Source organism: Alteromonas nitratireducens (genome assembly GCF_040812025.1).
GTDB lineage: Bacteria > Pseudomonadota > Gammaproteobacteria > Enterobacterales > Alteromonadaceae > Alteromonas > Alteromonas nitratireducens.
Genome location: NZ_JBFNPK010000010.1, coordinates 118,106 through 130,265 on the forward strand (window position 1 = coordinate 118,106; position 12,160 = coordinate 130,265).

Consider the following 12,160-nt stretch of genomic DNA (forward strand, 5'->3'; position numbering starts at 1 on the left):
TGCTGGTGAAATTGCCCGGAAAAGGGTCGTGGAAGTTTGTTGTTTGTGTGCGCAAAGCGCCAGGCAGCAGGTTGGGTCATAAATCAGCAGGCTGAGGAACCCATGGTTTACTCTTATAGCGAAAAGAAACGTATCCGTAAGGATTTTGGCAAACGCCCTCAGGTATTGGAAATTCCATACCTTCTTTCAATTCAGCTTGATTCCTTCAAAAAATTCATTGAGGTTGATTCCGACGCTCAATACGGTCTGGAAGCAGCGTTTCGTTCTGTCTTCCCGATAAAAAGTTATTCAGGCAACTCAGAGCTGCAGTATGTTAGCTATCGCCTGGGTGAGCCAGTTTTTGACGTCAAAGAGTGTCAAATCCGTGGTGTCACTTACTCAGCACCGTTAAGAGTAAAACTGCGTCTGGTTCTGTTTGATAAAGAAGCTGCACCTGGTACCGTAAAAGACATTAAAGAACAAGAAGTGTACATGGGTGAAATTCCGCTGATGACGGAAAACGGCACCTTTGTCATCAATGGTACTGAGCGTGTTATCGTATCGCAGCTGCACCGTTCACCTGGTGTATTCTTCGATCACGATAAAGGCAAAACGCACTCTTCTGGTAAGGTACTGTACAACGCACGTGTTATCCCTTACCGTGGTTCGTGGCTGGATTTCGAATTCGACCCGAAAGATAATCTGTTTGTCCGCATTGACCGCCGTCGCAAACTGCCTGCTTCTATTATTCTGCGCGCGCTGGAAATGTCGACAGAAGAGATCCTCGATACGTTCTTCGACAAAGTACAGGTACGTATTGCCGACGACCGTCTGATGATGGAAGTGGTACCCGATCGTCTGCGTGGTGAAACTGCTCAGTTCGACATTCTGGATGCCGACGGTAACGTGCTGGTTGAAACCGGCCGTCGTATTTCTGCACGCCATACCCGCAGCCTTGAAAAAGCCAACATTACTGAGCTGGAAGTACCTGCTGAGTATCTGGTTGGCCGTGTATTCGCAGCGACTTATGTCAACGAAGAAACTGGCGAAGTCATCGTAAACGCAAACGATGAAGTGACGCTGGAATTGATCGCTGAACTGAGCCAGGCGGGTATCAAAGAATTCGAAACACTGTACATCAATGAACTTGATCACGGTGCTTACATTTCAGACACCCTGCGCATTGATTCAACCACCAACCGCTTAGAAGCGCTGGTTGAAATTTATCGCATGATGCGTCCTGGTGAACCACCAACAAAAGACGCTGCTGAAGCCCTGTTTGACAACCTGTTCTTCTCTGAAGAACGTTATGACCTGTCTTCTGTTGGACGCATGAAGTTCAACCGTCGTCTTGGCCGTGATGAACTGACCGGTCCTGGCACGCTGGACAAAGAAGACATTATCGCTGTAATGAAACAGCTGATCATGATCCGTGACGGTAAAGACGAGGTGGACGATATCGATCACCTGGGTAACCGTCGTATCCGTTCTGTCGGTGAAATGGCAGAGAACCAGTTCCGTGTCGGTCTGGTCCGTGTTGAGCGTGCTGTTAAAGAGCGTCTGAGCCTGGGCGATCTGGATGCGGTAATGCCACAGGATCTGATCAACGCGAAGCCAATCTCTGCGGCGGTAAAAGAGTTCTTCGGTTCTTCTCAGCTGTCTCAGTTTATGGACCAGAACAACCCGCTGTCTGAGGTAACGCACAAGCGTCGTATCTCTGCACTTGGTCCGGGTGGTCTGACTCGTGAGCGTGCCGGCTTTGAGGTGCGTGACGTTCACCCAACTCACTACGGTCGTCTGTGTCCAATTGAGACACCGGAAGGACCAAACATCGGTCTGATCAACTCACTGGCAAGTTTTGCCCGTACTAACGATTTCGGTTTCCTGGAAACGCCGTTCCGTCGCATTGTTGACGGTGTGGTTACTGATGAAATCGATTACCTGTCTGCCATCGAAGAAGGCCAGTATGCGATCGCTCAGGCGAACGTAGCGCTGACAGAAGCGGGCGAACTGGTTGATGATCTGATCCCTTGCCGTCACCGTGGTGAAACCACGCTGATGCCAAAAGAAGAAATTAAATACATGGACGTGTCGCCACAGCAAATCGTGTCGATCGCGGCCAGCATCATTCCGTTCCTTGAGCACGATGACGCCAACCGTGCACTGATGGGTGCCAACATGCAACGTCAGGCTGTACCTACACTGCGTGCTGACAAGCCGCTGGTTGGTACCGGTATGGAGAAAACCATTGCGGTTGACTCAGGCGTAACGGTTGTTGCAAAACGTGGCGGTACTGTTGACTACGTTGACGCCAGCCGTATCGTTATCAAGGTTAACGAAGATGAGATGTTCCCGGGTGAAGCGGGTATCGACATCTACAACCTGACCAAGTACACCCGTTCTAACCAGAACACGTGTATCAACCAGCGTCCAACCTGTAACGTCGGTGATCCGATTGTTGCTGGCGATGTACTGGCTGACGGTCCGTCTACTGATCTGGGCGAACTTGCACTGGGTCAGAACATGCGTATCGCATTCATGCCGTGGAATGGTTACAACTTCGAAGACTCGATTCTGATTTCAGAGCGTGTTGCCCAGGAAGACCGTTTCACTACTATCCACATCCAGGAACTGAGCTGTATCGCACGTGATACCAAGCTGGGGCCAGAAGAGATTTCTGCGGATATTCCTAATGTGGGTGAGTCTGCGCTGTCTAAACTTGACGAATCTGGTGTGGTTTACATCGGTGCCGAAGTGAAAGGCGGTGACATTCTGGTTGGTAAGGTAACACCTAAGGGTGAAACCCAGCTGACGCCAGAAGAAAAACTGCTAAGAGCGATCTTCGGTGAAAAAGCGTCTGACGTAAAAGATACGTCACTGCGTGTACCTAACTCTGTTCACGGTACCGTAATCGACGTACAGGTCTTTACCCGCGATGGCGTGGAAAAAGACAAGCGTGCGCTTGAAATCGAAGACATGCAGCTGCGTCAGGTGAAGAAAGACCTGTCAGACGAATTCAATATTCTGGCTGACGGTATTTTTGCCCGTGCACAAAATGCCCTGCTGCGCGCTGGTGTTGATCAGTCAAAACTGGACAGCATGCCACGCGAAAAATGGTTCGAAATCCCGCTGAAAGACGAAGACGCTCAGCTGGAACTGGATCAGATTGCTGAGCAGCATGACGAAATCAAAGCGGACTTCGACAAGAAATTCGAGGCGAAGCGTCGCAAAATCACTCAGGGCGATGACCTTGCCCCTGGCGTACTGAAGATCGTTAAAGTTTACCTGGCCGTGAAGCGTCACATTCAGCCTGGTGACAAGATGGCCGGTCGTCACGGTAACAAAGGTGTTATCTCAACCATCGTTCCGGTTGAAGATATGCCTTACGACGAGAACGGCACGCCAGTTGATATCGTACTCAACCCGCTGGGTGTACCGTCGCGTATGAACATCGGTCAGATCCTCGAGACCCACCTGGGTATGGCGGCTAACGGTATCGGTGTGAAAATCGACCGCATGCTGAAAGAGCAGGAAGAGCTGGCCAAGCTGCGCGGCTTCCTGAAAGAGGTGTATTCGCTGGGCGAAAATCATCAGGAAGTCGATATCGACAGCTTCTCTGATGACGAAGTTCTGCGTCTGGCTGATAACCTGCGTAAAGGTCTGCCTGTTGCGACGCCTGTGTTTGACGGTGCGCGTGAGTCTGAAATTAAAGAAATGCTCAAGCTGGCTGACCTGCCAGAGAGCGGTCAGATTACTCTGTTTGACGGTCGTACGGGTCGTGCCTTTGAACGTCCGGTAACGGTAGGTTACATGTACATGCTGAAGCTCAACCACCTGGTTGATGACAAGATGCACGCACGTTCAACCGGTTCTTACAGTCTGGTTACACAGCAGCCGCTGGGTGGTAAAGCACAGTTCGGTGGTCAGCGCTTCGGTGAGATGGAAGTGTGGGCCCTGGAAGCATACGGTGCGGCCTATACCCTGCAGGAAATGCTGACAGTGAAATCGGACGACGTAAACGGTCGTACGAAGATGTACAAGAATATCGTCGATGGCGATCACAGAATGGAGCCGGGCATGCCGGAATCATTCAACGTGTTGCTTAAGGAAATCCGCTCGCTGGGTATCAACATCGAGCTGGAAGAAGATTAAGCCGCGTTTCGCGACGAACTGACTTGAGATTGCCCGGCTACGGCCGGGCTTTGAGAAACTGACTCCGCCGGGAGAGTAATGTGAAAGACTTATTAAAGTTTCTAAAGCAACAAAACAAGACGGAAGAATTCGATAATATCCGAATTGGTCTTGCGTCGCCGGATATGATCCGCTCATGGTCATATGGCGAAGTGAAAAAGCCTGAAACGATTAACTACCGTACGTTCAAGCCTGAGCGTGACGGTCTTTTCTGTGCACGTATCTTCGGTCCTGTTAAGGACTACGAGTGTCTGTGTGGAAAGTATAAGCGCCTGAAGCACCGTGGTGTTATCTGTGAGAAGTGTGGTGTAGAAGTGACCCTGACTAAAGTACGTCGTGAGCGTATGGGTCACATCGAACTGGCCAGCCCGGTTGCCCACATCTGGTTCTTGAAATCACTGCCGTCACGTATCGGTCTGATGCTGGACATGACGCTGCGTGATATTGAGCGCGTACTGTATTTTGAATCTTATGTTGTGACCGAGCCTGGTCTGACTACCCTTGAGCGCAGCCAGCTGCTGACTGAGGAAGAGTACCTTGACGCACTGGAAGAGCACGGCGACGAGTTCGAAGCGAAAATGGGTGCCGAGGCAGTATTCGATCTGCTGAAAGTACTGGACGTTGACGCCGATGTTGCTGCAATGCGTGAAGAGCTGCCAAGCATTAACTCTGAAACCAAGCGTAAGAAGATCACCAAGCGTCTGAAGCTGCTTGAATCATTCCAGCAGTCAGGCAATAAGCCTGAGTGGATGATCATGACCGTGCTGCCGGTTCTGCCGCCTGACTTACGTCCGTTGGTACCACTGGATGGTGGCCGTTTCGCAACGTCTGACCTGAACGATCTGTATCGCCGTGTTATCAACCGTAACAACCGTCTGAAGCGTCTGCTTGACCTGGCGGCACCTGATATCATCGTACGTAACGAAAAACGTATGCTGCAGGAAGCAGTTGATGCGCTGCTGGATAACGGTCGTCGTGGTCGTGCCATTACCGGCTCAAACAAACGTCCTCTGAAATCACTTGCCGACATGATTAAAGGTAAGCAGGGCCGTTTCCGTCAGAACCTGCTGGGTAAGCGTGTTGACTACTCAGGCCGTTCGGTAATCACCGTTGGCCCTACGCTGCGTCTGCATCAGTGTGGTCTGCCTAAGAAAATGGCACTGGAACTGTTCAAGCCGTTTATCTACGGCAAGCTGGAAGGTCGTGGTCTTGCCACAACTATTAAAGCTGCGAAGAAACTGGTAGAGCGTGAAGCGCCGGAAGTATGGGACGTTCTGGACGAAGTGATCCGTGAACATCCGGTACTGCTGAACCGTGCACCAACACTGCACCGTCTGGGTATCCAGGCGTTTGAACCTACCCTGATCGAAGGTAAAGCCATTCAGCTGCACCCACTGGTGTGTGCGGCCTATAACGCTGACTTCGACGGTGACCAGATGGCGGTACACGTACCGCTGACTATCGAAGCACAGCTTGAAGCGCGTGCGCTGATGATGTCAACCAACAACATCCTGTCACCTGCGAACGGTGAGCCAATCATCGTACCGTCTCAGGACGTTGTACTGGGTCTGTATTACCTGACCCGTGACAAAGTGAATGGCGTTGGTGAAGGCATGGTATTTACCAGCCCGAACGAAGCAGAAAAAGCGTACCGTACCGGTAATGCTGAACTGCACTCACGCGTTAAAGTGCGTATCACCGAATACGACGTAGCAGAAGACGGCACCAAGACTGAGCGTGTTACGCTGACTGATACGACGGTTGGTCGTGCTATTTTCTCACTTATCCTGCCTAAAGGTCTGCCATTCGAGCTGATCAACCAGGCGATGGGTAAGAAGCAGATTTCTAAGCTGCTTAACGAGTGTTACCGCACACTGGGTCTGAAAGACACCGTGATCGCGGCTGACCAAATCATGTATACCGGTTTCCACTACGCGATGATCGCGGGTGCGTCGGTCGGTATTGATGACATGGTTATTCCGGAAGCGAAGAAAGACATCGTTGAAGCGGCAGAAGCGGAAGTTATCGAGATCCAGGAACAGTTCCAGAACGGTCTTGTTACTGCCGGTGAACGTTACAACAAAGTTATCGACATCTGGTCAAACGCGAACGAAAAAGTCGCTAAGGCGATGATGGATAACCTGAAGACCGACATCGTTATCAACAAAGATGGCGAGGAAGAAGAACAGCAGTCTTTCAACTCGGTTTATATGATGGCCGACTCGGGTGCTCGTGGTAGTGCTGCACAGATTCGTCAGCTGGCTGGTATGCGTGGTCTGATGGCGAAGCCGGATGGCTCAATCATTGAAACGCCAATTACCGCAAACTTCCGTGAAGGTCTGAACGTACTGCAGTACTTCATCTCAACCCACGGTGCGCGTAAGGGTCTTGCCGATACCGCACTGAAGACAGCGAACTCAGGTTATCTGACCCGTCGTCTGGTAGACGTTGCCCAAGATTTGGTTATCACCAACTCTGACTGTGGCACGTTCGAAGGGGTAACCATGACACCGCTGATTGAAGGTGGTGATGTTGTTGAGCCGCTGCGTGAGCGCGTACTGGGTCGTGTTGTTTCTGAAGACGTATTCAAGCCAGGTACTGACGAAGTACTGGTTGAGCGTAATACGCTGCTGGACGAAGCGCTGGTAGATATGCTCGAAGCCAACTCCGTTGACCAGGTACAGGTACGTTCGGTTATCACCTGTGACAACGACTTTGGTGTGTGTGCGAACTGTTACGGTCGTGACCTTGCCCGCGGTAACATCGTCGGTAAAGGTGAAGCCGTGGGTGTTATTGCAGCACAGTCAATCGGTGAGCCTGGTACACAGCTGACCATGCGTACGTTCCACATTGGTGGTGCGGCATCGCGGGCATCTGCTGAAAACAGCGTACAGGTGAAAACTTCTGGTAGCCTGAAACTGCACAACGCGAAGTATGTACGTAACTCAGACGACAAAGTGGTTATCGTATCGCGCTCAACTGAACTGACCGTGATTGATGATCAGGGTCGCGAGAAAGAACGCTATAAAGTGCCTTATGGTGCCGTTCTGACCGTAGACGACGGTGCGGCGGTTCAGGCTGGCGATATCGTCGCCGGATGGGATCCGCACAGCCACCCGATTATCACTGAGAAAGCAGCGAAGATTACCTTTGCTGACCTGGATGACTCAAACACCGAGACACAGCAGGACGAGCTGACCGGTCTGACCCGTATCGTGGTTAAAGACCTGGCCAAGGTTAACGCCAAAGAGCCTAAGCTGATCCTCGAGAGCGAAGAGTTTGGTCTGCAGGAAATTCGTCTGCCAAGCTTCACCACCATTGAGGCGGCTGAAGGTAAGGTTGCGAATGAAGGTGACGTACTGGCACGTATTCCTCAGGAAAGCTCGAAGACCCGTGATATCACCGGTGGTCTGCCACGTGTTGCTGACCTGTTCGAAGCGCGTAAGCCAAAAGAGCCGGCTATCCTTGCTGAGATCAGCGGTACTATCGGCTTCGGTAAAGAAACCAAAGGTAAGCGTCGTCTGGTGATTACGCCTGCTGAAGGTGAAGCTTACGAAGAGATGATTCCTAAGTGGCGTCAGCTGAACGTGTTTGAAGGTGAGAAGGTCGAGAAAGGTGAAGTTATCGCCGACGGTCCGGAGTCACCACACGATATTCTGCGTCTGCGTGGCATCTCAGCGGTATCTAACTATATCGTGAACGAGGTACAGGAAGTGTACCGTCTGCAGGGTGTAAAAATTAACGATAAGCACATCGAAGTGGTCATTCGCCAGATGCTGCGTAAGTGTATTATCACCCAGCCGGGCGACAGCCAGTTCCTCGAAGGTGAGCAGGTTGAAGTGTCACACGTTAAAGTGGCTAACCGCGAACTGGAAAAACAAGGCAAGATGCCGGCACAGTACGAGACACAGCTGCTGGGTATTACCAAAGCATCACTGTCGACTGAGTCGTTTATCTCTGCGGCCTCGTTCCAGGAAACAACCCGCGTACTGACTGAAGCAGCGGTACAGGGTAAAGAAGACGACCTTCGTGGTCTGAAAGAAAACGTTATCGTGGGACGTCTGATCCCGGCCGGTACCGGTTTCGCCTACCACGAACGCCGTGCGCAGAAGCGTATTCAGGCTATCGAAGAAATGTCAGTATCTGCTGCTCAGGCAGAACAGGCACTGACCGAAGCGCTGAATGCCGACGCTAACGACGCGTCATCTGCTGACGAGTAATGGTTTAATCGGGGGCTGACAACAGCCCCCGGATGCCCTGAATAGTTGCCAGCACAGCGCACCGAATCTGGTGGTTATGCTTTGTACAGCTTGACAGGTGGTACTTTGATCATTACTATTCCGCGACCCGAATTTTGAGAGCCTGAAATGGCAGCGAAACCGGGCGCGGTTTTTTATTTATGCCCTGCGTAATCCTGACGAGCACAGGATGTTCATTCAAAGGGTAAAAAAGTCGTAACAAGATGACCCGAACCTGATGTTCGGGTTTTTGTAGTTTTTAATCAGGAGCTAGTTAATGGCAACAGTTAACCAGTTAGTGCGTAAGCCGCGCAGAAAGCCCGTTGAGAAAAGCAACGTTGCTGCCCTGCAAGCTTGCCCGCAAAGACGTGGTGTATGTACTCGTGTATATACTACTACGCCTAAGAAACCAAACTCTGCACTGCGTAAAGTCTGCCGTGTGCGTCTGACCAACGGTTTTGAAGTTTCTTCATACATCGGTGGTGAAGGCCACAACCTGCAGGAGCACAGTGTTGTTCTTATCCGTGGCGGTCGTGTAAAAGACCTGCCAGGTGTTCGTTATCACACAGTTCGCGGTACGCTTGACTGTGCTGGCGTTAACGATCGCAAACAAGCGCGTTCTAAGTACGGCGCGAAGCGGCCCAAGTCTTAACGGTTCTCCGTTAGTAAGGCCAAACTAATTTAGTTAACGAGTTTTGGGAACACCCTGAATTCATACGGAGAATAGAAAATGCCAAGAAGAAGAGTCGTAGGTCAAAGAAAAATCCTACCTGAACCGAAGTTCGGTTCACAACTGCTTGCAAAATTCATGAATGTCGTAATGCTCGACGGCAAGAAATCAGTTGCTGAAAAAATCGTTTACGGTGCGCTTGATATTGTTGCTGAAAAAACCGGCAAGGCACACCTGGATGTGTTCGAAGATGCACTGGACAACATCCGCCCTACCGTTGAGGTTAAGTCTCGTCGTGTAGGTGGTTCTACTTATCAGGTACCTGTAGAAGTACGCCCTGTACGTCGTAACGCACTGGGTATGCGTTGGTTGGTAGAAGCGGCCCGTAAACGTGGTGAGAAGTCCATGGCTCAGCGCCTGGCAGCTGAAATGCTTGATGCAGCAGATAATAAAGGTTCAGCGGTTAAGAAGCGTGAAGACGTACACCGTATGGCCGAAGCGAACAAAGCGTTCGCTCACTATCGCTGGTAATTAGCGTTAATAACTGAGAGAGATGTATGCCTCGTAAGACCTCGATTGAGCGGTATCGGAATATCGGTATTGTTGCTCACGTGGACGCGGGTAAAACCACGACCACTGAGCGTGTTCTGTTTTATACAGGACTGTCTCATAAAATCGGTGAAGTGCATGACGGTGCAGCCACCATGGACTGGATGGAGCAAGAGCAGGAGCGTGGTATTACTATCACGTCTGCCGCGACAACCTGTTTCTGGTCTGGTATGCAGCAGCAATTCGATCAGCACCGTATCAATATCATTGATACACCGGGACACGTAGACTTCACGATTGAAGTTGAACGTTCTCTGCGCGTGCTCGACGGTGCCGTTGTTGTGTTCTGCGGGTCTTCCGGGGTAGAGCCTCAATCAGAAACAGTCTGGCGTCAGGCTGACAAATATGAAGTGCCTCGCCTGGTGTTCGTCAACAAGATGGACCGGGCAGGCGCTGATTTTGAACGCGTTGTGGGTCAAATCCGCAAGCGTCTTGGCGCCAACTGTGTCCCTATTCAGTTAAATATCGGCACAGAAGATGAGTTCCGTGGTGTAATCGACCTGATCAAAATGAAGGCGATTAACTGGAACAGTGAAGATATGGGCATGACCTTCTCGTATGAAGACATCCCGGCTGAGTATCTGGACAAAGCTCAGGAGTATCGCAACGAGATGATCGAAGCGGCTGCTGAAGCGAACGAAGCGCTGATGGAGAAATACCTGGAAGGGGAAGACCTCAGCGAAGAAGAAATTGTTCAGGGCCTGCGTACCCGCACGCTGAACAATGAAATTGTACTGGCGACCTGTGGCAGTGCATTTAAGAATAAAGGTGTTCAGGCTGTGCTTGATGCCGTTATTCAGTATCTGCCGTCTCCGACAGAAGTAAAACCGATTACCGGTATTCTGGATGACGGTAAAGAAACCGAAGCGACCAGAAAGGCCGATGATGCCGAGCCGTTTTCTGCGCTGGCGTTTAAAATTGCGACCGACCCGTTTGTCGGTACACTCACATTCTTCCGTTGTTACTCAGGTGTGGTAAACACCGGTGACACGGTATACAACCCGGTTAAAGGCAAACGTGAACGTTTTGGCCGTATTGTGCAGATGCACTCTAAAGACCGTGAAGAAATTAAAGAAGTTCGTGCAGGCGATATCGCTGCGGCAATTGGCCTGAAAGATGTGACCACCGGGGATACGCTGTGCGACCCGAATCACGTCATTACGCTTGAACGCATGGACTTCCCGGATCCGGTAATCTCTATTGCGGTAGAGCCTAAGTCTCAGGCTGACCAGGAAAAAATGGGGATTGCGCTTAGCAAGCTGGCGGCTGAAGACCCGTCGTTCCAGGTTAAGACCGATGATGAAACCGGCCAGACGATTATCTCCGGTATGGGTGAACTCCACCTTGATATCATTGTCGATCGCATGAAACGCGAATTCAAAGTCGAATGTAACGTGGGTAAACCCCAGGTTGCCTATCGCGAGACTATCCGCAAGTCTGTGGAAGTTGAAGGTAAGTTTGTCCGTCAGTCAGGCGGTCGTGGACAATTTGGTCACGTCTGGCTGCGTATCGAGCCTCAGGAAGAAGGCGCGGGCTACGAGTTTGTCAATGAAATCGTCGGTGGTGTAGTACCGAAAGAGTTCATCCCGTCGGTTGACAAAGGGATTCAGGAGCAGATGCAAAATGGTGTCCTGGCCGGCTACCCGGTGCTGGATGTAAAGGTATCCTTATTTGATGGTTCCTACCATGATGTTGACTCTTCTGAAATGGCGTTTAAGATCGCCGGCTCAATGGGTTTCAAAAAGGGGTGTGCGGAAGCCAATCCTGTATTACTTGAGCCCATTATGAAAGTTGAAGTAACAACTCCAGAAGACTGGATGGGTGATGTTGTTGGTGACCTCAACCGTCGTCGCGGCATGATCGAAGGTATGGAAGAGGGCGCAGCGGGTATTAAGATAATCCGCGCGAAGGTGCCACTTTCTGAGATGTTCGGGTACGCCACTGACTTGCGTTCTCAGACGCAGGGCAGAGCGTCGTACTCAATGGAGTTCTTCAATTACTCTGAGGCGCCTAATAATGTGGCGCAGGCAATTATTGAAGCACGAATCTAAATCTTAATGAAGGTTCGGTCCGGTCTATATTGGGTCGGACTTTTAACTTAGGAAACGAGAAAAATGGCAAAAGAAAAGTTTGAACGTACGAAACCCCACGTAAACGTGGGTACAATCGGCCACGTTGACCACGGTAAAACCACTCTGACTGCAGCGATCACTACTGTTCTGGCTAAGACTTACGGTGGTTCTGCAAAAGCGTTCGACATGATCGACAACGCACCTGAAGAAAAAGCACGTGGTATCACCATCTCTACTTCACACGTAGAATACGACACGCCTACCCGCCACTACGCGCACGTAGACTGTCCTGGACACGCTGACTACGTTAAGAACATGATCACAGGTGCTGCTCAGATGGACGGCGCGATCCTGGTAGTAGCGGCGACTGATGGTCCTATGCCTCAGACTCGTGAGCACAT

The 12,160-nt window shown here is 50.9% G+C and carries 6 protein-coding genes; all 6 read left to right on the forward strand.

Going from position 1 to position 12,160, the window contains the following annotated elements:
• Positions 1 to 102 precede the first annotated feature (102 nt).
• Positions 103 to 4,131 (forward strand): DNA-directed RNA polymerase subunit beta, encoded by a 4,029-nt coding sequence (gene rpoB / locus AB1N33_RS10645; RefSeq protein ID WP_411271530.1) that lies wholly within the window; start codon positions 103 to 105, stop codon positions 4,129 to 4,131.
• Positions 4,132 to 4,211: 80 nt separating this feature from the next.
• Positions 4,212 to 8,390 (forward strand): DNA-directed RNA polymerase subunit beta', encoded by a 4,179-nt coding sequence (rpoC, locus tag AB1N33_RS10650; RefSeq protein WP_411271531.1) that lies wholly within the window; start codon positions 4,212 to 4,214, stop codon positions 8,388 to 8,390.
• Between the two features lie 295 nt (positions 8,391 to 8,685).
• Positions 8,686 to 9,060: a 30S ribosomal protein S12 gene (gene rpsL / locus AB1N33_RS10655; protein ID WP_071980814.1), complete on the forward strand. Its 375-nt coding sequence runs from the start codon at positions 8,686 to 8,688 to the stop codon at positions 9,058 to 9,060.
• Between the two features lie 78 nt (positions 9,061 to 9,138).
• The gene (gene rpsG, locus AB1N33_RS10660; protein WP_216027064.1) at positions 9,139 to 9,609 is read left to right on the forward strand and encodes a 30S ribosomal protein S7; all 471 of its coding nucleotides are present in this window, start codon (positions 9,139 to 9,141) and stop codon (positions 9,607 to 9,609) included.
• Between the two features lie 26 nt (positions 9,610 to 9,635).
• Positions 9,636 to 11,738: an elongation factor G gene (fusA, locus tag AB1N33_RS10665; protein WP_411271532.1), complete on the forward strand. Its 2,103-nt coding sequence runs from the start codon at positions 9,636 to 9,638 to the stop codon at positions 11,736 to 11,738.
• 63 nt (positions 11,739 to 11,801) lie between these two features.
• Positions 11,802 to 12,160 (forward strand): GTP-binding protein (locus AB1N33_RS10670; protein ID WP_411271533.1); only part of this gene is annotated, 359 nt, incomplete at its 3' end.